This window comes from Pseudarthrobacter sp. BRE9 (assembly GCF_031844305.1).
GTDB lineage: Bacteria > Actinomycetota > Actinomycetes > Actinomycetales > Micrococcaceae > Arthrobacter.
In genome coordinates this window covers 141,088-163,899 of the sequence record NZ_JAUZUY010000008.1, presented here as the reverse complement: position 1 = coordinate 163,899, position 22,812 = coordinate 141,088, and the positions used below count along the sequence as shown (strand labels likewise).

Genomic DNA, 22,812 nt, shown 5'->3' with positions numbered 1-22,812 from the left:
GCCCGGCGCCTTTCTGCGCCCGGAAGCGTAACGCCGGTTCCGCCGTGCGCCTGCAACCTTCCGTGATGGGAAACTGGGATCATGAAGTTGCTCCTGATCCGCCACGGCGAAACCCCCGGCAATGTGCTGGGCCAACTGGATACCGACCACCCCGGCCCCGGACTGACAGAACTGGGCGAGCGCCAGGCGGAGGCGATGGCGCGGTCCCTTGCCAATGAACGCATCGGGGCTCTCTATGCCTCCACGCTGATCCGGACCCAGATCACCGCCGCACCGCTGGCGCGGCTGCACGCTCTAGATGTCGAGGTGCTGGACGGGCTGCACGAAATCGAGGCCGGATCGCTGGAGAAGCTCACCGACCACGAATCCCACAAGCGCTACATGGGGACGGTAATGTCCTGGGCCGCCGGTGACCTGGACCTGCGCATGCCCGCGGGACCGGACGGCCACGCCTTCTTCGAACGGTTTGACGCCGCCATCGCAAAGATGGCGGACCGCGCCGAGCGGCAGCAGCATGGCACCGTCGCCGTCGTCAGCCATGGCGCCGCCATCCGCACGTGGGCCGGGCTCCGGGCCGACGGCGCGGACCACGAATTCGCCGCCAGCCATGTCCTGGCCAATACCGGGATCGTGGCCCTTGAGGGCAGCCTGCGTAGTGGCTGGAAGCTGATCCACTGGGACGGGAGCCCGGTGGGTGGCCTCGCCCTGGCGGACCCGACCGCCGAGGACCCGACGGGGCGGGATGTCTCCGCTCCCTAAATCTGCTGCCCGTGGCGCCGGGCGGAAAATCTGCGCCTTGGCCCGCATGGGAGGGTGCCCGCCCCGAGACGCTGGATCCCGGGGCTGCGCTGGCTGTTCGGGCCGTCCTGGTACTGCACTGGGAACGCGGAGATCAGCTGCGCTGCCATGGCCGCCGCGCCTGCCGCCGTCGGCCTTTCTCCCGGCTCCATGGCTGTCAGGGAACGCAGCAGGCCGGCCCAATCACCGAGGTGGTCCGGAACGTCCGGGGACCGCAGGGTCCGCGCCACGAGGGATTCGATGGCGGTGCCCGGAAACGCCTTGGCGCCGGTGAGAAGCTCCAGCAGGACCAGCCCCATGGCGTAGACATCCCAGGAGGGCTCCACGGCACCGCCGGAAGCCTGCTCGGGGCTCATGTAATGAACGGTGCCGGAAGAAATTCCCGGCTCGGGCGCCGAGCCCGCCGCGGCGGCGATGCCAAAATCTATGATCCGGACGGGACTTCTGCGCAGGCCGCTCAGCATCAGGTTGGCCGGCTTGATGTCCCGGTGCACAAGCCCGCCGGCGTGAATATGGGCCAGCGCACCGAATAAGCTCCGCGCCCACCGGGCGACCTCCCCGGGCCCGGGGTTCTGCAGCCGGATGGTCTCGGCCAGGCTCGCGCCCAAAGCCAGTTCCTCCACCAGAAAGGGGCGCCCGGAATAGCTCCCGCCCGCAGGCATGACACCCTGGGCAAGAAGCCGCACAACGGAGGGGTGGTTGAGCCTGGCCAGCACATGGGCTTCATTGCGGATCCGCTGGTGCTGCTTCCGGCCATCGGTGGACGCGATCTTGACTGCGGCTTCAGGACCACCGTCCAGGTCAACGGCACGTAAGACCTCGGCAGCGGCCCCACGCCCCAGGCGTTCCTTGAGCTGGTACCGCCCGGCAACAAGACCACCGGCCTCAGGTTTAGCCGGGGCAAACGGATGTGCAGGCGCTGCTGTCCCCGCGATGCTCATGCGGAAAGGGCGACCGAGGCGCGCGGTGAGCTGAAATCGGCTGCAGGCCAGGCGTCCAGCTGGAATCCACAGGCGCATCGCCATACCGGCGGAAGCTCAACACCTCCGGGTTCGGCTGGCTCGAACGTGTAGTTGGCAGCCTCCCATCCCACGGCCGGCGTCACCAGCTGCATGGCGGCACCGCAGTGGACCGCAGGTTCTCCCTGCGGCGCAGCGGCGCCGTCCGGGGCAACGTGCAGGCCGCCTGTCAGGGATGCCCCGGCCAAGCGGGGATCAGGCGGTGAAACTTCGGTGAAAGTAACCAACACACTCACGACTCCGTCGGGAAGCAACTTCGGGAACGATCGTAAGCTTACATATAACTAGCCGGACTAGCTAGTCACCCTAGATAATTTTGGTCTTTCCACTTTGGGGCGCCTGTAGCGCCTCGGTCATCCGCTGGAGGAAATCCACCACCACGCGCGCCTCGTCCGCGGTCAGACCTTCCGCGACCTGCATCATCCGGCGATGCATGGAACCGAGCGTCTCGCGGACCTCTTTGTCGGATTCAACCGTGGGGATGACCACTACAGAACGGCGGTCCGTGGGGTGGGCTTCACGGCGAACGTGTCCACTCGCAACCAATCGGTCGATCAGTGAGGTAGTGGAAGCACTAGTAATATTGAGGAATTGGCTCAGGTCCTTGGGGACAACCTGCTTGCCGGAGGCTTGCATGCGCAGCAGGTACCGCAGTGCAAGAATGTCCGTTTCCCCCATACCCATGGAGTCCCTGGTGGAGCGGCGGATTTCCGTCTCGGCCGCCCGGTAGTCCCGGAGGGACTTCAGTACAGCAGCACTGTTGTCCAGCTGCCCGTCAGGCCCGTACCAGTAGCCGGATCCCTCGTTGCCCTTAGAAACCATGTAGTTATTTTAGACCAACTGGTAACTAGGCAGCCAAGCAACCTGCCGCTGCTTTGCGGATCCACGTTATCCAGGTGCTAACCGTCAGGAAACACCTCCGTAACTCCTCGCGCCTAGCCTTATCAGGCATACCCCTCCGGCGAATCGAGGCAGATATGCAGACCAACCCCAGGCTGAACATCCGGCAGGTCTCCTGGTCCAACCCCGTGGGCGCCGATCTTCGCCGCGCGCAGCAGGCCGAACTTGACGCCCGCTTTGGCCGGCCTGACCACGAACCCGGCCCGCCGCCGTCGGGCGCCGACTGCGCCGTGTTCCTGGTGGCGTACGACAAGGGGTCCGGGCAACCCGTGGGTTGCGGGGGACTGCGGCTCCTTGATGGATCGACTGCCGAAATCAAGCGCCTCTACGTGCTGCCCTACACCCGTGGGTCCGGCGTGGCCAGCTCCATCCTGGCGGCCCTCGAAGCGGAGGCCTTCAAGCAGGGCATCACCCGCATCAAGGCGGAGGCAGGATCGGCGCAGCCGGACGGACGGAACTTCTACGAGAATTCAGGATTCGAGGCCATCCCGAACTTCGGACCCTACGTCGGGGTGGAACACTCGTACTGCTACGCCAAGGGCATCAATGCCCGCAGCGCGGCGCAGACCGCGATGGCCTAGCAGTGGAGTTCCCGGCAGTGGAGTTCCTGCACCGGAGCTCCTGCACCGGGGCCTGCGCGCCGTCACAGTGGGAGGGCGCGCAACGCCTTCAGCTAATCTCGCCCTATGGAAACAGCGGACATTACCTTCCGGACCCGCAAGTGGGTCCGGCCTGAGGACCTCAACGCGAACGGGACGCTCTTCGGCGGCAGCCTGCTGAAATGGATTGACGAAGAGGCCGCCATCTACGCCATCCTCCAGCTGGGAAACGGCCGCGCCGTCACCAAGTACATTTCGGAGATCAACTTCGTCAGTTCGGCCGTCCAGGGGGACCTCATCGAAATGGGCCTCACGGCCACCCGGTTCGGGCGGACCTCGCTGACCATGCGCGCGGAGGTCCGCAACATGATCACGAGGCAAAGCATCCTCACCATCGAGGAGATCGTATTCGTGAACCTGAACCAGGACGGCAAGCCACAGCCGCACGGCTACACGGAGATCACCTATGACCGGGACCGGATCCCCACCCATCACCTGACCGAAACTGCGGCCAGGGAGTAACGTTCGCCCCTGGTTAACGCCGAGGGCTCCCTCCGTTTCCCCAACTGGGCCAGAGTGGGCAGCCGGGCTGTTTATCGAATCGATAGCTATAACAGCCCGGCTTTTGTCATGCCCGGCTATAGGCTGTGCGGACATGCTCCGATTCCAGTCCAGAAATGAGTCCTGATCGTGCGTAAATTGCAGACTTTGGTTGCCGCCGCCGTCGCCGCCACCCTCCTCGCCGGATGCGGTGGTGGGTCGACCCCACCAACTTCATCGGGGGAAGCCTCCGGAGCTCCGACAGGTGCATCCGGGGACACGTTGGTCGTCTATACCAACTCCAACGGTGAGGGACGGGGCGATTGGCTGGCCACCAAGGCGGCCGACGCCGGATTCAAGATTGAGATCGTGGGGGCCGGTGGCGCCGATGCCACCAACAAACTCATTGCCGAGAAAAACAATCCCATCGCAGACGTCGCATTCGGCCTGAACAACATGTACTTCTCGCAAATCAAGAACGCCGGCGCGTTGGAGGCCTACCAGCCCGCGTGGGCCGGTGACGTGGACAAGGGCCTGGGCGACGGGGAGACGTACTGGCCCCTGGTGAAACAGGCAATCCTCCTTGGCTACAACTCCGACAAGATCGCCAAGGAAGCCGCGCCGTCGGACTGGACGGACCTGTGGACCAAGGACCAGTTCAAGAGCCGCTATGAACGGGTCACCGGCCTGGGCACCGCCACAGCCCAGCTGGTCTTTGCCGGCATCCTCTCCCGCTACCGGGACGACTCGGGTGATTTGGGTATCTCCGACGACGGCTGGAAGCAGGTAGAGCAGTACTTCAAGAACGGCAGTCCCGCCGTGGCGAAAACCGACCTGTTTGCCCGCATCGCGTCTGGCGAGGTGGACATGGGCCAGATGCCGTCCTCGATCATTGCCGAGCGCGAAAAGTCCTTCAAGGTAAACGTCGACACGATCATCCCTTCCGTGGGCGTCCCGCTGGCGGTGGAGCAGGTCGCCCTGGTAAAGGGGACGAAGAAGAAGGAGCAGGCGCAGAAATTCATTGACTGGTTTGGCAGCGCGGAGGTCCAGGGCGAGTTCGCCCAAAAGTTCAATTCCATGCCGGTCAACAAGGCGGCCGAGGCTAAGGCCAACCCTGAGGTGGTCAACTTCTTTGCGGACCTCAAGCAGCAGGACATCGACTGGGACTTCGTCCAGAAGAACATGGGCGCCTGGGTGGAGAAGATCGAGCTCGAATACATGACGTAACCCGCCCTGCCAGCCGCCGTTCCCGCGATCCATCAGACAGGTATGCCATGATCCGCTTGGAAAACATCGAAGTTACCTTTGGCGATTTCACCGCCATTCCGCATCTGGACCTGCATGTCCGCCCCGGCGAGTTCTTCACCCTCCTGGGGCCCTCCGGCTGCGGAAAGACGACGGCGCTGCGCACCCTGGCCGGCTTCATCCAGCCGGCCAGGGGTACGGTCCGGGTGGATGGCAAGGATGTCACCCGGCTTCCCAGTGACAAGCGGCAGGTGGGCATGGTCTTCCAGAACTACGCCCTGTTCCCCAGCATGAGCGTGTGGGAGAACATCGCCTTCGGGCTCCGGGTCCGGAAAGAAAAACCTGCGGACAGCGACCGCCTTGTGCGGGACATCGCGAGGCGCGTGGAGCTCAGCGATGAGCAGCTGGCGAAGAACGTGGCGGAACTGTCCGGCGGCCAGCAGCAGCGGGTGGCCGTTGCGCGGGCCCTGGTGCTGCGGCCAAAGATCCTGCTGCTGGACGAGCCCCTGTCCAACCTGGACGCCAAGCTCCGCCACCAACTGCGCCAGCAGCTCAAGGACCTGCAGAGCGAGTTTGGCATCACTACCGTCTATGTAACCCACGACCAGGACGAAGCACTCGCCATGAGCGACCGCGTCGCCGTATTCAACAAGGGCGTTATCGAGCAGGTGGGGACACCGCAGGACATCTATGACCATGCCGCAACAGAATTCGTCTGTAATTTCATCGGCGACAGCTCCACCCTGACGGCGGAGTTTGTCTCGGAGGTCAACAGGCTCTCAGAAGCCGGTCTCAGCGCCGACGCCAGGTCCTACCTCCGCGTGGAAAAGGCCTCCCTGAACCGGCCCACTGACGGAGGCGGCGCCGTCGGACTTCCCGCCACCGTGGTTTCGCGCACCTATCATGGCCTGCACAGCCGCTACGTGGTCCGCAGCCACGGCGCGGACATCCGCCTCCTGGTCAGGGAAGACGGAGGCACGCACCCCGAGGCCGGCACGAATACAACCGTCTACGTCCAGCCTGGGCACGTCCTCCAGTACCATCCGGGGACTGGTGTCTCGCTGCGCCAGGACCAGGCCGTTGCCCTGCCATGAACGCCAACTCCACAGTTCACAGCATGGGTCGTTCGCCCTTCGTTCTGATGGTGGGCGTCGTCCTCACCTGGTTTATTGCCGCGTTCCTGGTGTGGCCCAACGTCAACATCCTGATTGCCACCTTCTTCCCTGACGGAAGCTTTTCGGGCCGCGCCGCGGAGAAGCTGTTCTCTTCGCAGCGGGCCGTGAAGGCATTGGGCAACAGCTTCCTCCTGGCCGTGGCTCTTTCCGTCACCGTCAACCTGGTGGGCGTCTTCATCGTCCTGGTCACGAACTACTTCCGGATCCGCGGCTCGCGCATCCTCTTCCTTGGCTACGCGTCCACCTTCATCTACGGCGGCATCGTGCTGGCGGCGGGATACAAATTTATTTATGGGGACAAGGGGATAGTCACCTCGCTGCTGGTCAAGCTGATCCCCGGAATGGACCCTGGCTGGTTCTCCGGGTTTTTCGCCGTCCTGGTGGTCATGACCTTTGCCACCACCACCAACCACATGCTGTTCGTCGCCAACGCGCTCAAGGGCATCGACTATCAGACCATCGAGGCCGCACGGAATCTTGGCGCCTCCACCTGGACCATACTTCGGCGTATCGTCCTGCCAATGCTCAAGCCCACACTGTTCGCCGTTACCATCCTGTCGTTCCTCACCGGTCTGGGCGCCTTGAGCGCCCCGCAGGTGCTCGGCGGCCGCGACTTCCAGACCATTACACCGATGATCCTGACCTTCACCAACAGCCCCACCTCCAGGGACCTCGCGGCGCTGCTGGCCGTGATCCTGGGCCTGGCCACCATGCTGATGCTCGCCGTCATGTCCCGGCTGGAGAAGGGCGGCACCTACTTCTCAGTGTCCAAGGTTTCCTCCGAGCTGCAGAAGCAGGAGATCACGAACCGCGCAGCCAACATCGCCGTACACGGCCTGGCATATCTACTGTTTGCCATCTACACGCTCCCGGTGGTGCTGATCGTGCTTTACTCGTTCGCCGACGGCGCGGCCATCCAGACGGGGCAGCTCTCGCTGGCCAACCTGACACTGGACAACTATGCCCGCGTCCTCACCCAGCAATCGGGGCTCCGGCCGTTTATCGTCAGTGTTGTGTACAGCGCCCTGGCCGCCGTCATAGCCGTAGGGGGACTGCTCTTCGTTGCCCGGCTGCTGCAGAAGTACAAAAACTGGGTGGCGTCGGCCTTCGAATACCTGCTGCACATCCCATGGATCCTGCCGTCTGCGCTGCTGGCTCTTGGCCTGATCGTCAGCTACGACCACCCGAGCCCGCTGGTGGGCGGTGCCGTACTCACCGGAACAACGGTGATCCTGCTCATCGCATTTATCACCGTGAAGATTCCATTCACCCTCCGGATGCTCAAGGCGTCCTTTGCCTCCGTGAATTCTGCGCTGGAGGAGGCTGCTGCCATCATGGGCGCGAAGACGCTGTATGTCTTTCGGCGCGTCCTCCTGCCGTTGGTTCTCCCGGCCGCAGCAGCCATTACGGCCCTGAACTTCAACAGCCTGTTGGACGACTATGACACGGCCATCTTCCTTGCCCATCCGCTGGTACAGCCGCTGGGCCTGGTGATCAAGGCCAACACCGATGGCGCGGAGGGCACTGAGGGCATCGCCAACACGTTCGTTTACACGGTGCTCCTCATGATCATCACCGGCGTGACGATGTACCTGGTCTACGGCAGGTCGGGGCGAAGGCGGACCAGGAAGCGACTGCCCGCGGCAATGCCGGTCCAGCAGGGCCCTGGAGGACTTCCCGCTACCCAGGCACCAGGAGAGGACGACGCCACACGACCTGCCGCTGCTGTCCGCTGATCACCTGCCGGAACCGCGGCCGACGGCGGCACGTTCGTTCCGTCGTCGGGCCAGGTTGAGCAGGCCGTCACGCAGCGGCTGGGCACCTTCCGCCAGCGCCACCCGCATCATCGCCGCCGACCCCAGGCTCAGGGCGCGGGTCCGCAGCCGGCGCTGCCGGTTGTAGGCGGCGAGCGCCCTCTCCTGCGGAAGACTGTTCAACAGATCCGCAAGGGTGACGGCGTCCACGAGTGATTCACAGGCACCCCGGCCGAGGTTGGGCGTCATGGCGTGGGCTGCGTCGCCCACCAATACGGCCGTGCCGCGGACGTACGACCGCAACGGCGGGGTGGTCCAGATCGGCTGTGCGAGGGAGAGCCCGGGGACGGCGGCGGCGAGGACCTGACGGATGGCGGGCGCGTGGCCCGCAAAACGCACCCGCGCCTGGTCCAGGGCCTGGGCGACATCGATCCCGGCAGGGCCCGGATCCGAACGCCAGCTCGCATACCAGTTGGTCCCGCCCGGGGACGCGGCGATGCCGAACAGGTCCCCCCGGCCCCAGTATTCCCCCACCTCATCGGCGTTGACGGGCGCCGGGATGGTGCCCCGGACTGCGATGCACCCCGCGGCCCGGGCATTCGTGCCCGCACCCCAGACCTCGCGGCGGACCATGCTGTGCACACCGTCGGCGCCAACCACCAGGCCTCCGTCACCCGGCAACGCCTGCAGGTTCCTGGTAGCCCGGCGGACAGTCCCGGGGACGGCCGAGTCAAGGAGCCTCAGCAGGTCCACGCGGGACATGCCGAACAGCTCCCCGCCGTTGACCGTGACCCACGGCTCGCCTGCCGCATTGCGGATGGACCCGCTTGCAAGCACGGGGCTGACGGCCCGGGCCCGCCCAAGGATTCCCAACCGGGCCAAGGCACGCTGGGCGTTGGGCCACATGGCGAGCACGGTGCCGACCCTGGGTAGTTCCGGCCGCTTCTCGTAAACCGTCACCTGGAAGCGGTCCTGCTCCAGGCAGGCCGCCAAGGCCAGCCCGGCGATGCCGCCGCCAACGATCGAGACCGTGTCCATGGCCATCATGTTATGCCTCACCACCGGGCAGTGGATGTGGCCGCCCGCCATTTCCTCCTGGGACTATCCGACGGCTACCGGGTCCCTAGGCGCGGCCGGGCCAGCCGGTGTAGGCCTCGGCCAGATATGCCATGCCGTGCCTGGAGGAGACGACGGAGTTCAGTTCGCCGAGCTGGCGGGCGCGGGAGAAGTCGTCCGCATCGGCAGGGGTGTGCAGCATGGTGGTCATCCAGTAGGAGAACTGCTGCGCCTTCCACACCCGGTCCAGGGCACGGCTGCTGTAGGTTTCCAGCAGCCGGTCCGAGCCGGAGTTGTAGTGGCTGTCCAGCCCCTCGAAGAGGACCTTGACGTCATTGATGGCCAGGTTGAGGCCCTTGGCGCCGGTGGGCGGCACGGTGTGGGCGGCGTCGCCGGCCAGGAAGAGGTTGCCGTGGCGCATGGGGGTGTGGACGAAGCTCCGGAACGGCAGCACCATCTTCTCGATGACCGGGCCTTCCTTGAGCTCAAAGCCGTTGCCGTTGACCCGGCTGCGGAACTCGGCCCAGATCCTGTCATCGTCCCACTCGGCAACGTTCTCCTTGGGATCGCACTGGAAGTACATCCGCTGCACCGTCTCCGTGCGCTGGCTGATGAGGGCGAAGCCGTTGGCCGAGTTGGCGTAGATCAGCTCATCCGAACTGCGCGGAGCTTCGGCCAGGATGCCGAACCAGGCGAAGGGGTATTCGTGGAAGTACCACTTGCGGTGGGCCTCGGGGATCTGGAACCGGCAGTGGCTTCGGGAGCCGTCGGCACCCACCAGGAAGTCCGCCTGGATCTCGAACTCCACGCCTTCGGCGTCGGTGAACCAGACCTTCGGCTTGCCCTCAAGATCATGGACCGAAGTGTCAGTCACGCTGTAGCGGACGTCGCCGCCGTCGTCCTTCCTGCGCGCGGCGAGGTCCAGGAAAACGTCCGTCTGCGGATAAAGCCACACGGACTCCCCCACCAGGTCCTTGAAGTCGACGCGGTGGCTCTCGCCGTTAAACCGCAGCTCGATACCGTCATGCCGGTCCCCGTCGCGCAGCACCCGGTCCGAGACCCCGCTCTCCACCAGCATGTTCACGGTCCCGTGCTCCAGGATCCCGGCGCGCACCGTGTGCGAGATTTCGTCGTGGCTGCGGACCTCCACCACCGTGGAATCGATGCCTGCCTTTGCCAGGAGGTGGGAGAGCATCAGCCCTGCCGGCCCAGCTCCCATGATGGCCACTTGGGTGGTGATGACTTTTCGTGCCATGACTGCATCTCGCTTCGTTGCGGGGCCTTGGACGGGGCCGGAATGATTGCCTGGCTTCAGTGTGCGCGACACTGGGTGACCGGCGTTACAGCGGTTCCGTTCATCGGAACCGCGAAAAGTGAATGGCAAAGGCAGTCTGCCGAACAGCGGAACAATCAGGCCAAACTTCTGGCGATGCCGCGGGCCGCCGTTTGCAGTGCCGGCACGAGGGCCTGCAGGCGCATCTCCTGCAGGGGCACCACGACACCGAGCGAGGCCACGGCGCGCTGCCTGCGGCTGAGCACGGGGACAGCAATCCCCCAGGTGTCCGGATCCACCACACCTTTCAGTTGGGCGAAGCCCTGGCGGGAAGTCTCGGCGAGCAGGGCCCGGACGTCGGCCGCAGCCAGCTTCCCGTCGGGGTCGGTGAACTGGCCCAGGTACTCCTGCTGCAGCGCCTTTTCCTGGTGGGCCATCAGCGCCAATCCGGCGGACGAGATATGGATGGGCATCCTGCCGGCCACCTGCGCCCGGTTGGCCACCGAGCCGCGGCGGGAGAGCCGCTCCACGAAGAGCGCTTCCCAGCCGTCGAGCACGGCGAGGTTCACGTTCTGGTTCAGGACCTGTTGGATGTCCTCCATGAAGGGCATGGCCGCCTGCCGGAGCGCCAGAGCCGGGGAGGCTCGGTTCACCAGCTCCCACAGCCGGAGTCCGGGCCGGACGATACCACCGGGTGCGGCCTCCAGCAGCCCGTGGCCTGCGAGTTGGCCCACCAGCCGGTGCGTGGTGGTCAGCGGAAGGCCCGCCCGCTCCGCCAGGTCTGACAACCGGAGGGCGCTGACGTCCTGGGGGAAGGCGGAGATCAGCCGCACGATCCGGTCCACCACCGAATCCCCGGAGCTTGAGTTCGCCACCGCCGCCCACCTTCCGTTGAATGGGAAGTCCAGCGTACCGGAAACGCGGGACGGAAAGGCGGTCAGGCCGTCGTCGTCCGCTGCCTGATGCGGCGCCATGCGCCGGGAGCCAGCACCACGGCAATGCCGACGGCGGCGCCGATCACGGTCTCGATGATGCGGTCGCGCAGCAGGATGGAGGGTGAGGCCGGAACCACCAGCAATGTTGAGACCAGCGCGAGGGGCGTCACGAAGACCTGCGCCAGCAGGTACTGGCGGATGATGAACATCTCGGCGCCGAACTGGCACAGCGCCATCACCAGCACTGTTTGCCACGGCTGCAGGCCCACCAGGAGCACGGCAGCCAGGACCAGCAGTCCCAGCACCGTGCCGATGATCCTTTGGACGCCCCGGCGTACGCGGTGCCGGGTGGTGTGGCCCACCAGCGGCACCACGGCAGCCACCATGGCCCAGTAGTTGTGCCCGAACCCCAGGCGCTCCCCTGCCCACGTGGCCAGCGTGCCGGCAAGGCCGGCGGCCACAAGGTACCCGAGCCCCTCAAGCCAAGCCGCGCGTTTCTCCGCGGGAGTGCGCCGGATGCGGGGAGGCCTGGTCCAGGGAGTGCGGTGGCTGGGAAGGATCCGGGACGAGAAGCCCACAAGGAGGGCGAACACTGTGGTGAGGACGGCCACCAGCATGCCCTGCCAGAGCGGCGGCTGATTGGGGATGGATGCGATGGCGGCGAAGGCGAAGATATGGAACAGCGAACCGGCGGGGCGCAGCCGGAGCCAGGAAATGGCAACGGAACAGGCGCCGGCCACCAGCGTGGTGGCCAGGACCAGCAGCCAGGTGTGGGTGGCGGCGTCCAGGCCCCAAGCGGGGCCCGTCCGCGCCGCGAGCGCCGCCAGGAGCATGACGAGCAGCATCAGCAGCCCGGCCCGCAGCTGCAGCACAAACCGGACCGCGTGGGGTTCACCGCGGCCGTAGATTCCGGTGAAGGCGCCGAAGGACGCGAAGATGGCCAGGTCCAGCCGGTCCAGGAACACCAGGGTGAGGAGCGGAACGAAGACGCCCACGGCGCACCGCAGCGCGGGGTGGTGGTCCTTGTTGCCGGGGCCGATGCTGAACATTTCGGCGAACATCTTCACGGGCAGCGCCTTCCTGGGATTTCCTGAGGTGATTCTCACGGGCGGCCGCGCTGACGTTCCTGGTAAATCCTACGGTGCAGGCCCGGGAAACCATCTGGCGCGTTCCCATGAATGGAATCCGGAGGCAATGCAGCGGAAACAGCAGCGGACGATGCTTGTGTCATGAAGCGCCCTGCACACACCGCGCCCGCTGCTGAACTGCGCTGCGAGGTCTGCGGCATGATGCCCGAACCGCCCAAGGCGCGGCTGACCCTGGCAAACGTCGCCGTGATGCTGCCGATCGAACTGCTGGTCCACGCCCTGGTGGTGGAGACCCACCTTCCGTATGTGGCCAAGGTCCTGGTGCTTACCCTGACCGCGACGGTCCTGGTGATCTGGGTGGCCGAGCCCTCCGCCGCCCGGATCCTGCTGCGCTGGCTGCACGCCCCGGCCCTCCGTCACCGGCGGCAACTGGCATCGGCGCCGTCCTTGTGGCGGGCGCGGACGCTGCTCCGGGACCAGCCCGGGTCGCTGCAGCGGATCACCGGGGCCCTGGCCCGGCTGGACACCAACATCCTGAGCATCCACGTCCACCCGGTGCCGGACGGGGTCCTGGATGAATTTGTCCTCTCGGTCCCCGGTAACGTCGGCGAGCGCGAGCTGCTGGCGGCGCTGCACGACGGCGGCGGCAGCAGTCCGCACGTGTGGCCCACCACTGCCCTGGCCATGGCTGACGGGCAGACCAGGGCGCTCAGCCTGGCAGCGAGGATCGCTGCCGCCCCGGACGAACTTCCCCTGGCGGTGGCCGAGCTGTTGCACGCGCGGATTGTGCCGCCGTGGGACGCCGGTTTCAAAGCGTCCGACGACGGCACGCACCTTAAGATCCCCACCGCATGGGATGGCCCCATCACCTTTTCCCGGCCGGAGGAACCGTTCACTCCGGCCGAGTCGGCGCGGGCCCATCGGCTCGCGGAGCTGGCCGAGACCATGTCCTACCGGCAGGCCGGGTCCCCTCAGTAGCTGCCCACCCAAGTAGGTAGCGCTACTCAGTTGGGGTGTGGGGCAGTCACAATCCGTCAGCAGGACCTCAGCGGCGTTCGGGGAGCAAAAACCCTTGACAGTGGCGGGGGTCACTTCTATCTTTGATTTTGGGATCCCAAAGCGGGATCCCAAAACGCAACGTCCCGCTCTACGCTCCGGATCGTCCAGCGGGCCCCCTTTTCCCGCCGGCAGGCCAGCGCCCTGCCAGGCATGCACCACACGCCATTTCGCATCCTCCCCATCCGAAAACTTCCCCGTGAAGGAGAAGCTGTGTCCATCCCAAACACTGAAACAACGGCCACGCCAGACGAGGCCACACCGGGCATTACCGAAACGCGCGGAAAGGACGGAACGCAACGGCGCACCTCCGTCCGCTGGAAAATGTTCCTGCTCCTGCTCGTCCTGGTTTCCGTCAACTACATCGACCGCGGCTCCATCTCGGTGGCACTGCCCATCATCCAAAAGGAGTTCAATCTCGCCCCGGAGCTTGTGGGCCTGCTGCTCTCCGCCTTCTTCTGGACCTACGCCCTGATGCAGATCCCCGTGGGACTGCTCATCGACAAGTTCGGTCCCCGCAAGGTGATGACCGCCTCCTGCGTGGGCTGGGGCGCGGCAACCGCCGCATCCGGTATGGCCGGCGGCTTCCTGAGCATGTTTATCGCCCGCCTCGGCATCGGCGTGACCGAAGCAGGTGTCATGCCGGCCGGCGGCAAGCTCAACGCCATCTGGATGCACAAGTCGGAGCGCGGCCGTGGTGCCACCATCCTGGACGCCGGTGCCCCGCTGGGTGCAGGCCTTGGCGGCATCCTCATCGCCGGCCTCATCGCCGCAACGGGCAGTTGGCGCAGTTCGTTCGTCATCGCCGGCGCCGCAACAGTCCTGATGGGCCTGGCCGTCTGGTGGTACGTTCGCGACAACCCGCGGCAGCACCGCGGCGTCAATGCCGCCGAAGCCGAGTACATCGAAGCGTCGCACGCTGCCGAGGATGCCGAAGCCGAGCTCGACGGCAGCCAGGGCAAGCGCGCACTGCTCCCCTACCTTAAGTTCCGCTCCTTCTGGGCGATGTGCTTTGGCTGGCTCGGCTTCAACGGAGTGTTCTACGGCCTGCTGACCTGGGGCCCGCTCTACCTGGCCCAGGCCAAGGGCTTCGACTTGAAGACCATCGGCTGGTCCACCTTCGTCATCTTCGGCGCCGGCTTCGTGGGTGAAATCCTGGGCGGCACCATTGCGGACAAGTGGCGTGCGTCCGGTGCCTCAGCCAACCGGGTGATGCGCACCCTCCTGGGCATCTCCAGTGTCGTGGTGATCGGCGGCCTCGTGGGCGTCACCGTGGTCCCGGACCCCACCACCGCAGTGGTCCTGCTCTCCCTCGTCATGTTCTTCCTGCGCTGGGTTGGCCTGTTCTGGAGCATCCCCTCCATCCTTGGCGGCCGCACCAACGCGGGCGTCCTGGGCGGCGCCATGAACTTCAGCGGCAACATCTCCGGGTTCGTCACTCCGATCGCCGTCGGCCTGATCGTAGGGGCTACAGGTTCCTATACCTGGGCGTTGCTGTACTTCGTGGGTTCCGCGGTCATCATGGGCGCCTCAGTGCTCACCCTGAACTACAACAAGCGGCTTCCTGTCTAAGCTGACCCTCGCAGGGAAACTTGCAAACAACGCCCCCGCAGCCGGGAGCAGTGCCACACAAAAAATCCGAATGGAGCATCATGCTGACCGCCGAAGAGACCCAGGACAAGGACCGCCCCCTCCGCGAAACCGTCCGGGACACCCTCCGCACCAGGATTTTCGAAGGACACTACGCTCCCGGCACGCGGCTGGTGGAACGCGACCTGGCAGCCGAATTCTCCGTTTCCCGGCTGCCGGTCCGCGAGGCCCTGCGCATGCTCCGCCAGGAAGGCCTCATCAGCGACCGCGGCGCACGCGGAGCCGAAGTGAGCAGCCTCAGCGCCAAGGACGTGGAAGATCTCTTCGACGTCCGCCAATCCCTGGAAGTCCTGGCCTGCCGGCTCGCCGCCAAGCGGGCCACCAGGGACGACCTCGCCTACCTCAAAGCGCTGCTGGACAACGCTGAGGCCTTCCTGGCCAAGGGTTCCGTGATGGAGGCGCACCGGTCCAACAGCGAATTCCACGACGCCATCACGGCCATCGCGGATAACAACTTCCTCAAATCCGCCCTGGAACCCCTCCAGGGCCGGATGCACTGGCTGTTCCGGCATGTCAGCGACCTGCCCGAACTCATCCGCGAACACCGCGACCTGTACGCCGCCATTGCCAGCGGCGATCCGGACAAGGCAGCCGCCCAGTCCGCGTCACATATCGGTAAGTACCGGGACCAGTTCCCGGAGGACTTCCAGAAGACCGAACCAGAATTCCACCGGAAGAGAAAATGAAACTCCTGGTCATCAACCCCAACATCAGCGCGGATGTCACAGCGCTGATTGAATCCGAGGCGCTCCGATCCGCGTCCCCCGGCACCGAACTGCTGGTTCGTACTGCCGGCCACGGCGTGGAATACATCGAGACCCGCTTCGAATCGCTGATCGCCGCGGGTGCTGTGGCAGAGCTCATCGCCGAACAGACTCTTCCCGACGCAGACAAGGTGGACGCCGTGGTGGTGGCCGCCTTCGGCGACCCCGGCATGCCGGCCCTCAAGGAACTGGCGGACGTGCCGGTCATCGGCATCACCGAAGCCGCATTGTGCGCAGCCGCACTGCAGGGCCACCGTTTCTCCATCATTGCCATCTCGGACCGGATCAAGCCCTGGTACCGGGAGTGCGTGGAGCAGTTCGGCCTGGCAGGCCGGCTGGCCTCCATCCGTTCGATCAATGACTCCCTGAACAGCATCGGCTCCGTGCAACAGGACTTCAGGGAAACCCTGCTGGCACTCAGCCGGCAGGCCGTGGCTGAGGACGGCGCCGACGTCGTCATCCTTGCCGGCGCCCCGCTGGCCGGCCTTGCCCGCGAACTCAAGGGGTTGATTCCCGTCCCTGCGGTGGATGGCATCTCCGCCGGGGTCCGGATGGCCGAGGCCGTTGCCGCGCTGCAGTCCGGGCCGCACCGCGCCGGCGCTTTCGCCCCGCCCCCCGCCAAGGACCGGAAGGGCCTGCCGGGGAACCTGGACGCTGCCCTTGCCGCCCGCCAGGAGCAGGCCGGCACTCCCCAGCCCGCCGCCTAGCCAGAGCCCACCAATCTTAGGAGGACACCGATGTCCCGCCAGCCACAACTTGTCATTGCCAACGCCACCGTGGTGAACGGCCACGGCCGCCGGGAAGCGCACATCGTGGTGCACGACGGGCGGATCGCCCGGCTCGTCGACGCCGCCCTGCCCGTCCCCGCGGCGGACCGTATCATCGACGCCACGGGAAAACTCGTGATCCCCGGCGGCGTGGACGGCCACTGCCACGTGGCCCAGGTGACCGGGCGCTTCCGCACCCTTGACGACTACCGGACCACCTCCACCGCAGCGCTGTGGGGCGGGACCACCACCATCATCGATTTCGGGATTCCCCGCGACGCCCAGGAAACCCCGCTCGCCGCCGCCCTGCACAAAAAGGAACTCGCCACGCAGTCCCGCTGCGACGTTGCCCTCCACGGCGCCGTGGTCAGCTGGGACGAAACAGTCCCGTGGCAGCTTGAGCAGCTCGCCGCGGAGGGTGTCCGCTCGGTCAAGATGTACACCACCAACCGGGGCACCACGATGGCCGACGGCGACACAATCCTGAAGGTCATGCGGGAAATGGTCCGGCTGGACGGGTTGACGTACATCCACGCCGAACACGATCCGATCATTGCCGACTGCACCGGGCAGCACGCCCAGGACGGCCGGATCGGCATTGAGCACCTGCACCGGACCAGGCCGGAGCTGGCCGAGGAAATCTCCGTCAAGGAAACCCTGGCCATGGCCGAATACACCGGCGCCCCGGTCTACTTCGTCCACCAGTCCACGCCCGGCGCCGTCGACCTGGTCTCGCAGGCACGCGACCGCGGGCTCGTGGCCTACTCCGAAACCTGCCCGCACTACGTCACGCTGGATGACTCCGTGTACGCCTCCACCTTCCCGGAGTGGTTCGCCTGCTGCCCGCCCATGCGCAGCGCGGAAACCGTGGCCGCCCTCAAGGAGCGGCTGGTGTCCGGAGCCATCCACACCATGTCCTCCGACCATTCCTGCTACGACCTGTCGCAGAAACGCGAGCGCACCGATGACGTGCGCGCCATGCCGCACGGCCTGCCCGGGGTGGAGACGCGGATGCCGGTCACGTTCACTGCGATGACCTCCGCCGGCGCGAGCGTGGAGCAGTTCGTGGAGGCCTTCGCTGCTGCCCCCGCGCGGATCAACGCAGTCCCGGGCAAGGGCCGCATTGAAGAGGGGTCCGACGCCGACCTGGTGGTTTTCGACCCCGCCGAGGAACGTACGGTGAACGGGTCAGCCCTGCACATGGGCACGGACTTCTCGCCTTTCGACGGGAAGGCACTCACGGGCTGGCCCGCCGTCGTTGTTTCCAACGGGCGGGTGGTCCTCGACGCGGACGGCTTCCATGATCCCGGGGCCGTGGGCCGCTTCATCAACCGCAACGGCTACCGGGAGCACCAGTCCGCTGCCCCGGAAGCCTCCCAGCTCACCGCCGCCCTCTAGGAGCCACCATGCCCGCAACCCCACGCCCACGCAGGATCGGCATGATCGTGCCGTCCTCCAACACCTGCCTCGAACCCCAGACCTACCGCATCCTGGGCAGCCGCACCGACGTCACCGTGCACTTCGCCCGGATCCCGGTGACCCGCATCGCCCTCGATGACTCCTCCGACCGCCAGTTCGACCCGGCAGTCATGCAGGAGGCAGCCGGGCTGCTGGCGACGGCGGATGTGGACGTGATTGCCTGGAACGGCACGTCGGGATCGTGGCTGGGCTCGGCGCACGACCGGGATCTGGCGGCCGGGATCACGGGCGCCACCGGCATCCCGGCCACCACCTCCACCCTTGCCTACCTCGAGGCCTTCCGGGCCTTCGGCACGGAGCGGATCGGCCTGTTCACCCCGTACACGGAGGATGTGAACCACCAGGTCATCGCATCCTACGAGCGCGAAGGCATCAAGACCGTGGACCACCGGGCGCTGGGCCTCAGCGACAATGAATCCTTCGCCCGGGTCACCGACGACGAAATGCGCCCGGGCTCCCTGGAGCTCGCTGCCGCGGCGCCCGACGCACTGGTGTACCTGTGCACCAACCTCTACGGCGCCAACATCACCGCAGAGATCGAGGACACCACCGGGGTGCCCGTGCTGGACTCCGTGGCCGTCACGCTCTGGCACGCCCTGAAACTGGCAGGCGCGCCGCTGCTCGAGCCCCGGTGGGGGCGGCTGCTGGGGTAAGTCCTACATCCGCAGGGCCGGTTACATCCTCAAAGTCAGGGCACCGGGCTCCATGGTCATGAGCACGTGCTTGCCCTGGCCCTCGTGGTCCCCGTCCAACTGGTAGTCGTCCTTGTGTTCCAGCGTGATCTCAACGGTCTTGCCCTGGAAGTACTCTACGGAAGTGTCCTTGTTTTTGCCTTTGCCGATGATGCCGGCCAGCACGGACAGCCAGCCCAGTTTTCCGTGGTGCGGCGCCAGGACGGCGATGTCCAGCAGGCCGTCGTCAATCTTGGCCTCGGGGAAAATCTCCAGTCCGCCCTGGACCTTGCCGCAATTGCCCACCATCACGCTGCGGACGCCACGGTGAACAGCCCTCTTGCCGTCAATCACCACGGTGGCCTTGACGGGCTTGCCCGGTAGGTTGCGAATGCCGGCATCCACGTAGGCCAGCCAGCCCACCTTGTGCTTCAGTTCCTGGTTGGTGTCCGCCATGATGGTGGCGTCGTAGCCCATGCCCGCCATGACCAGGAACAGCTGGTCCTTGTCCGGGTCGTTCCGGCGGGCGCGCACCACGTCGATCTTCCTCTCCGTGCCCACCAGGGCTCCGGACAGGGCGCCGTCATAATCGGTGACGTCAATGCCCAGGTTGCGCGCCAGCAGGTTGCCCGTTCCCAGCGGCAGCAGTCCCATGGGAATATCGCCGCCGGCCAGGACCTCTGCCACACACCGGACTGTCCCGTCGCCGCCGGCCGCGATCACCAGGTCCGCGCCCTGGGCCAGGGCTTCCTTGGCCTGCCCGACGCCGGGGTCCTCCTCCGTGGTCTCGAACCAGAGGGTTTCGCCCCAGCCGTTCTCCTCGCAGTGCTTGGCCATGAGCTCCCGCACGTCGATGTCCACCGTCTTTGCGGGATTGATGACGACGGCGGCGCGCTTGGGTGAAGGGGAATGGTGGTCAGTCATGGCGTCCTCTGATGGCGGATGGAAAGCAAGCTTCTGAAAGAAGGGTAACCCGCGGCGGCCGGTGTTCCGCGCCTACAGCGCCTTGACCGCACCCAGCACCTGGGCCAGGGAGTCCTTGGCGTCGCCGAACAGCAGTGACGTCTGCGGCTGGTACAGCAGGTCGTTCTCGATGCCGGCGAATCCCGGCCGCATGGACCGCTTGAGGAACACCACCTGCCGCGCGTCCGCCACCTCCAGGATGGGCATGCCGTAAATCGGCGAGCCGGACGAAGTCTTGGCTGCCGGGTTCACCACATCGTTGGCGCCCACCACCAGGGCCACGTCGGTCGTCTTGAACTCCGGGTTGATCTCGCCCATCTCCTTCAGCGACTCGTACGGGACGTTGGCCTCGGCCAGGAGCACGTTCATGTGTCCCGGCATGCGGCCGGCAACAGGATGGATGGCGAAATCCACCTCGATCCCGCGGGCTTCCAGGGCCAGGGCCAGTTCGGCGGCCGTGTGCTGGCCCTGGGCCACGGCCAGGCCGTAGCCGGGGACGATAATCACCCTCTGGGCGTACCCCAAAAGGACTGCCACGTCCTCCGGTGAGGACGAACGGACCGGACGCTCGCTGATGGCCGTGGACCCCGCCGTCGAACCTCCCCTGAACGCCCCGAACAGGATGCCCGCCACGCTCCGGCCCATGGCGGCCGCCATGGCCCGGGTAAGGATGGTGCCCGAGGCTCCCACCAGGGTCCCGGCCACCACCAGCAGGACGTTGCCCAGCACCAGCCCGGACGCCGCGACGGCCAGGCCGGTGAAGGCGTTCAGCAGGGATATGACAATGGGCACGTCGGCGCCGCCCACGGGCAGCACCAGCAGGAAACCGGCGGCAAGGCCCAGGAGCAGCAACAGGACCGCAAGGGGCAGCGAACCGGTGAGGACCACGGCAACGCCGGCGGCCACCGCGGCGAGCAGGACCGCGGCCATCACCACCGGCAGGCCCGGGAACACCACCGGCCGGGTGGTCATCAGTTCCTGCAGCTTGGCGAACGTGATGCCCGAGCCGGCGAAGGAAACGGCACCCACCAGGAGCGTGAACACGATGGCCACGCGGATCCAGGGATTGCCCGTATGGGCCAGTTCCAGGAGGGCCACCAAGGCAGCGGCGCCGCCGCCTACCCCGTTGAACAGGGCCACCAGCTGCGGCATCTGCGTCATCTTCACGCGCCGGGCCACCGGTGCGGCCACCGCGCTGCCTACGGCGATGGCGGCAAGGATCAAGGGAATGTTCTCCAGCCGGGCGGACAGGAACACCGTGACGACGGCGATCAGCGCCCCGAGCGCTCCCACCAGATTTCCGCGGCGGGCCGTCCGCGGGGAGCTGAGCCCGCGAAGGGCCAAGATGAAGCAGACCGCCGCGGCGAGGTAGAGCAGGGAGGTCCAGACCGGGTCGAGGAGGCTCATCTGTTGCCCGCCTTTGGCTCCACGGCGTTCGTCGTGGCCGCGTCCTTCTTGGCGATGTCCTGCTTGGCCATGTCCCTTTTCGCATGGAACATGTGCAGCATCCGGTCCGTCACCACGAACCCGCCCACCAGGTTGGCGGTGGCAAGGACGACGGCGAGCAGCGCCACCGCCAGGACCCACGGGTCTGCTGCCTGGCCGGCCACAATGATGGCACCGACCAGGATGATGCCATGGATGGCGTTGGCGCCGGACATCAGGGGCGTGTGCAGGGTGCTGGATACCTTGGACACCACCTCGAAGCCGACGAACACCGCCAGTACCGTGATGGTCAGCAGGGCTGTTCCGTCCATCAGAGCCTTCCTTCCTGCCGGGCCGCAGCCGTGGCGGGCTCCGCGGCACTGCGTGCCCGGGCCACCAGCAGCTCCGCCGTGGGCCGGTGCCGTACCACGCCGTCGTGGGTGAGGCAGGCACCGGCCACCACTTCGTCGTCGAAATCCAGCTTGAGGGCGCCGTTCCCCGCATCGTCCGTACGGACCAGCAGGGCCAGCAGGTTTGCCACGTTCTTGGCGTAGAGCCGGGAGGCGTCCGAGGCCATGGCCGACGCCGGGTCCTTCAGGCCGACCAGGGTAATGTGCCCGGTTCCGTCGGCCGTGGTGATCGGGATGTCCTGGCCCGGTACCGATCCCTCCACGTTGCCCCCGGATTCCGCGGCGAGGTCGACGACCACCGACCCCGGCCGCATGCCCTGCACCATCTCCCGCGTCACCAAAAGGGGCGCCGGCCGCCCGGGGACTGCCGCCGTCGTAATCAGCACATCCGATTGCGCCACGTGGGGTGCCAGCAACTGCCGTTGCCGCGTGCCGGCGTCGGAGCTTAGCTGCCGGGCGTAGCCGCCCGCTGCCTCCGCCGTCTCAAGATCCAGGCGGATGAAGGTGCCGCCCATGGACGCGACCTCGTCCGCGGAGGCGGGGCGTATGTCGTTGGCGAAAACCCGTGCGCCCAGGCGCTTGGCGGTGCCGATGGCCTGGAGCCCCGCCACCCCGGCGCCGAGCACCAGGACCCTGGCGGGCGGGACGGTTCCGGCAGCCGTCATGTAGAGCGGGAAGAAGCGCGGCAGCCGGATGGCAGCCTCCAGGACGCAGCGGTAGCCGGCCACCAGCGCCTGGGAACTCAGGGCGTCCATGGACTGGGCGCGGGAGATGCGCGGCACCAGCTCCAGGGCGAAGGAGGTTACCCCGCTGTCCGCAAGCGCCTGCACGGCGGGCAGCTCGGACGACGGCGATGCAAGACCCACGGTGACGGCGCCCCTTTTCAGGGACGCGGCGGTGTGCGGGTCAAGGGGCCGGACGTGGGCCAGGATGTCGAGGGCGGCGGTGTCCAGCTCCGGGACGATGGCAGCCCCGGCATTTTGGTAGTCCGGATCGGCGTGACCTGCGCTGTCCCCTGCGCCGGTTTCCACGAGGACCTCCAGCCCTAAACCGGCCAGCTGCCTGACGGTGTCCGGGGTGGCGGCCACACGCCGCTCACCCTCCCGGCGTTCCCGCGGTATGCCCAGTTTCACCCGGTGGCTCCTTCTGACAAGCGGTGCAGCGGCTCTGCTGCACGCAGTTGGCTAGAGTCTAGGGCCGCTGCTGCCGCGGTGGGAGTGGGGCGGCCGGGTTGGATGGCAAACA

At 66.5% G+C, this 22,812-nt stretch carries 23 protein-coding genes; 12 read left to right on the top strand and 11 right to left on the bottom strand.

The window, feature by feature from the left end; genetic code table 11:
* The first annotated feature begins 81 nt into the window (after nt 1–81).
* Nucleotides 82–759, top strand: coding sequence for a histidine phosphatase family protein (locus Q9R31_RS15260; RefSeq protein ID WP_311263555.1), 678 nt, complete (start codon nt 82–84; stop codon nt 757–759).
* Here the strand turns inward: Q9R31_RS15260 and Q9R31_RS15255 are convergent.
* The 3 genes from Q9R31_RS15255 to Q9R31_RS15245 form a co-directional block, all read right to left on the bottom strand.
* Complete coding sequence (locus tag Q9R31_RS15255; protein ID WP_311263554.1) at nt 756–1,739, bottom strand: serine/threonine-protein kinase; 984 nt, start codon at nt 1,737–1,739, stop codon at nt 756–758. The genes Q9R31_RS15260 and Q9R31_RS15255 overlap by 4 nt on opposite strands.
* Nucleotides 1,736–2,047 carry a hypothetical protein gene (locus tag Q9R31_RS15250; protein ID WP_311263553.1) on the bottom strand — a complete coding sequence of 104 codons (312 nt, stop codon included), beginning with the start codon at nt 2,045–2,047 and terminating at the stop codon, nt 1,736–1,738. The genes Q9R31_RS15255 and Q9R31_RS15250 overlap by 4 nt, the downstream gene beginning before the upstream one ends.
* A gap of 76 nt (nt 2,048–2,123) precedes the next feature.
* Complete coding sequence (locus Q9R31_RS15245) at nt 2,124–2,639, bottom strand: MarR family transcriptional regulator (RefSeq protein WP_311263552.1); 516 nt, start codon at nt 2,637–2,639, stop codon at nt 2,124–2,126.
* 155 nt (nt 2,640–2,794) lie between these two features.
* Here Q9R31_RS15245 and Q9R31_RS15240 point away from each other — a divergent pair, with 155 nt between their 5' ends.
* From Q9R31_RS15240 to Q9R31_RS15220, 5 genes are all read left to right on the top strand, one after another.
* Entirely contained in the window at nt 2,795–3,298 is a 504-nt protein-coding gene (locus Q9R31_RS15240) for a GNAT family N-acetyltransferase (RefSeq protein WP_311263551.1), read from the top strand.
* Between the two features lie 105 nt (nt 3,299–3,403).
* A complete protein-coding gene (locus Q9R31_RS15235; RefSeq protein WP_311263550.1) occupies nt 3,404–3,838 on the top strand; it encodes a hotdog domain-containing protein in 435 nt (144 codons plus the stop codon).
* 168 nt (nt 3,839–4,006) lie between these two features.
* Nucleotides 4,007–5,083, top strand: a complete 1,077-nt coding sequence (locus tag Q9R31_RS15230; protein WP_311263549.1) for an extracellular solute-binding protein — start codon at nt 4,007–4,009, stop codon at nt 5,081–5,083.
* A gap of 47 nt (nt 5,084–5,130) precedes the next feature.
* On the top strand, nt 5,131–6,195 hold the full coding sequence (locus tag Q9R31_RS15225) for an ABC transporter ATP-binding protein (RefSeq protein WP_311263548.1): 1,065 nt from the start codon (nt 5,131–5,133) through the stop codon (nt 6,193–6,195).
* Between the two features lie 23 nt (nt 6,196–6,218).
* Nucleotides 6,219–8,012 (top strand): ABC transporter permease, encoded by a 1,794-nt coding sequence (locus Q9R31_RS15220; RefSeq protein ID WP_397428256.1) that lies wholly within the window; start codon nt 6,219–6,221, stop codon nt 8,010–8,012.
* On the opposite strand, the gene Q9R31_RS15215 is transcribed toward Q9R31_RS15220, so the two are convergent.
* The 4 genes from Q9R31_RS15215 to Q9R31_RS15200 form a co-directional block, all read right to left on the bottom strand.
* Nucleotides 8,013–9,068, bottom strand: a complete 1,056-nt coding sequence (locus Q9R31_RS15215) for an FAD-dependent monooxygenase (RefSeq protein ID WP_311263546.1) — start codon at nt 9,066–9,068, stop codon at nt 8,013–8,015.
* 85 nt (nt 9,069–9,153) lie between these two features.
* Nucleotides 9,154–10,341, bottom strand: coding sequence for a 4-hydroxybenzoate 3-monooxygenase (locus Q9R31_RS15210; protein WP_311263545.1), 1,188 nt, complete (start codon nt 10,339–10,341; stop codon nt 9,154–9,156).
* Nucleotides 10,342–10,496: 155 nt separating this feature from the next.
* On the bottom strand, nt 10,497–11,234 hold the full coding sequence (locus Q9R31_RS15205; protein WP_311263544.1) for an IclR family transcriptional regulator: 738 nt from the start codon (nt 11,232–11,234) through the stop codon (nt 10,497–10,499).
* A 62-nt stretch (nt 11,235–11,296) separates the two neighbouring features.
* Complete coding sequence (locus tag Q9R31_RS15200; protein WP_311263543.1) at nt 11,297–12,361, bottom strand: FUSC family protein; 1,065 nt, start codon at nt 12,359–12,361, stop codon at nt 11,297–11,299.
* Nucleotides 12,362–12,523: 162 nt separating this feature from the next.
* Between Q9R31_RS15200 and Q9R31_RS15195 the strand changes: the two genes are divergently transcribed.
* The 6 genes from Q9R31_RS15195 to Q9R31_RS15170 all read left to right on the top strand — a co-directional run bounded on the left by Q9R31_RS15195 (nt 12,524) and on the right by Q9R31_RS15170 (nt 18,751).
* Entirely contained in the window at nt 12,524–13,360 is an 837-nt protein-coding gene (locus tag Q9R31_RS15195) for an ACT domain-containing protein (protein ID WP_311263542.1), read from the top strand.
* Between the two features lie 291 nt (nt 13,361–13,651).
* Complete coding sequence (locus tag Q9R31_RS15190; RefSeq protein WP_311263541.1) at nt 13,652–15,010, top strand: MFS transporter; 1,359 nt, start codon at nt 13,652–13,654, stop codon at nt 15,008–15,010.
* Between the two features lie 80 nt (nt 15,011–15,090).
* On the top strand, nt 15,091–15,774 hold the full coding sequence (locus Q9R31_RS15185) for a GntR family transcriptional regulator (RefSeq protein ID WP_311263540.1): 684 nt from the start codon (nt 15,091–15,093) through the stop codon (nt 15,772–15,774).
* A complete protein-coding gene (locus Q9R31_RS15180) occupies nt 15,771–16,559 on the top strand; it encodes an aspartate/glutamate racemase family protein (RefSeq protein ID WP_311263539.1) in 789 nt (262 codons plus the stop codon). The genes Q9R31_RS15185 and Q9R31_RS15180 overlap by 4 nt, the downstream gene beginning before the upstream one ends.
* Nucleotides 16,560–16,589: 30 nt before the next feature.
* Nucleotides 16,590–18,017: an amidohydrolase family protein gene (locus Q9R31_RS15175; protein WP_311263538.1), complete on the top strand. Its 1,428-nt coding sequence runs from the start codon at nt 16,590–16,592 to the stop codon at nt 18,015–18,017.
* An 8-nt stretch (nt 18,018–18,025) separates the two neighbouring features.
* Nucleotides 18,026–18,751 carry an aspartate/glutamate racemase family protein gene (locus tag Q9R31_RS15170; protein ID WP_311263537.1) on the top strand — a complete coding sequence of 242 codons (726 nt, stop codon included), beginning with the start codon at nt 18,026–18,028 and terminating at the stop codon, nt 18,749–18,751.
* Nucleotides 18,752–18,772: 21 nt separating this feature from the next.
* Here Q9R31_RS15170 and Q9R31_RS15165 read toward each other — a convergent pair whose 3' ends face one another.
* The 4 genes from Q9R31_RS15165 to Q9R31_RS15150 all read right to left on the bottom strand — a co-directional run bounded on the left by Q9R31_RS15165 (nt 18,773) and on the right by Q9R31_RS15150 (nt 22,700).
* Nucleotides 18,773–19,693: a diacylglycerol kinase family protein gene (locus tag Q9R31_RS15165; RefSeq protein WP_311263536.1), complete on the bottom strand. Its 921-nt coding sequence runs from the start codon at nt 19,691–19,693 to the stop codon at nt 18,773–18,775.
* A 72-nt stretch (nt 19,694–19,765) separates the two neighbouring features.
* Nucleotides 19,766–21,139, bottom strand: a complete 1,374-nt coding sequence (locus tag Q9R31_RS15160) for an NAD(P)(+) transhydrogenase (Re/Si-specific) subunit beta (RefSeq protein ID WP_311263535.1) — start codon at nt 21,137–21,139, stop codon at nt 19,766–19,768.
* A complete protein-coding gene (locus Q9R31_RS15155) occupies nt 21,136–21,489 on the bottom strand; it encodes an NAD(P) transhydrogenase subunit alpha (RefSeq protein ID WP_311263534.1) in 354 nt (117 codons plus the stop codon). The genes Q9R31_RS15160 and Q9R31_RS15155 overlap by 4 nt, the downstream gene beginning before the upstream one ends.
* Nucleotides 21,489–22,700 (bottom strand): Re/Si-specific NAD(P)(+) transhydrogenase subunit alpha, encoded by a 1,212-nt coding sequence (locus Q9R31_RS15150; protein WP_311263533.1) that lies wholly within the window; start codon nt 22,698–22,700, stop codon nt 21,489–21,491. Before Q9R31_RS15150 ends, Q9R31_RS15155 begins: the two co-directional genes overlap by 1 nt.
* Between the last annotated feature and the right edge of the window lie 112 nt (nt 22,701–22,812).

What these genes read in the sequence shown, in the direction of transcription:
- Q9R31_RS15165 (WP_311263536.1), bottom strand. Translation starts at nt 19,693, where the DNA reads ATGACTGACCACCATTCCCCTTCACCCAAGCGCGCCGCCGTCGTCATC.
- Q9R31_RS15185 (WP_311263540.1), top strand. Translation starts at nt 15,091, where the DNA reads ATGCTGACCGCCGAAGAGACCCAGGACAAGGACCGCCCCCTCCGCGAA.
- Q9R31_RS15260 (WP_311263555.1), top strand. Translation starts at nt 82, where the DNA reads ATGAAGTTGCTCCTGATCCGCCACGGCGAAACCCCCGGCAATGTGCTG.
- Q9R31_RS15170 (WP_311263537.1), top strand. Translation starts at nt 18,026, where the DNA reads ATGCCCGCAACCCCACGCCCACGCAGGATCGGCATGATCGTGCCGTCC.
- Q9R31_RS15210 (WP_311263545.1), bottom strand. Translation starts at nt 10,341, where the DNA reads ATGGCACGAAAAGTCATCACCACCCAAGTGGCCATCATGGGAGCTGGG.
- Q9R31_RS15255 (WP_311263554.1), bottom strand. Translation starts at nt 1,739, where the DNA reads ATGAGCATCGCGGGGACAGCAGCGCCTGCACATCCGTTTGCCCCGGCT.
- Q9R31_RS15220 (WP_397428256.1), top strand. Translation starts at nt 6,219, where the DNA reads ATGGGTCGTTCGCCCTTCGTTCTGATGGTGGGCGTCGTCCTCACCTGG.
- Q9R31_RS15160 (WP_311263535.1), bottom strand. Translation starts at nt 21,139, where the DNA reads ATGAGCCTCCTCGACCCGGTCTGGACCTCCCTGCTCTACCTCGCCGCG.
- Q9R31_RS15225 (WP_311263548.1), top strand. Translation starts at nt 5,131, where the DNA reads ATGATCCGCTTGGAAAACATCGAAGTTACCTTTGGCGATTTCACCGCC.
- Q9R31_RS15215 (WP_311263546.1), bottom strand. Translation starts at nt 9,068, where the DNA reads ATGGACACGGTCTCGATCGTTGGCGGCGGCATCGCCGGGCTGGCCTTG.
- Q9R31_RS15245 (WP_311263552.1), bottom strand. Translation starts at nt 2,639, where the DNA reads ATGGTTTCTAAGGGCAACGAGGGATCCGGCTACTGGTACGGGCCTGAC.
- Q9R31_RS15240 (WP_311263551.1), top strand. Translation starts at nt 2,795, where the DNA reads ATGCAGACCAACCCCAGGCTGAACATCCGGCAGGTCTCCTGGTCCAAC.
- Q9R31_RS15180 (WP_311263539.1), top strand. Translation starts at nt 15,771, where the DNA reads ATGAAACTCCTGGTCATCAACCCCAACATCAGCGCGGATGTCACAGCG.
- Q9R31_RS15175 (WP_311263538.1), top strand. Translation starts at nt 16,590, where the DNA reads ATGTCCCGCCAGCCACAACTTGTCATTGCCAACGCCACCGTGGTGAAC.
- Q9R31_RS15155 (WP_311263534.1), bottom strand. Translation starts at nt 21,489, where the DNA reads ATGGACGGAACAGCCCTGCTGACCATCACGGTACTGGCGGTGTTCGTC.
- Q9R31_RS15195 (WP_311263542.1), top strand. Translation starts at nt 12,524, where the DNA reads ATGAAGCGCCCTGCACACACCGCGCCCGCTGCTGAACTGCGCTGCGAG.
- Q9R31_RS15235 (WP_311263550.1), top strand. Translation starts at nt 3,404, where the DNA reads ATGGAAACAGCGGACATTACCTTCCGGACCCGCAAGTGGGTCCGGCCT.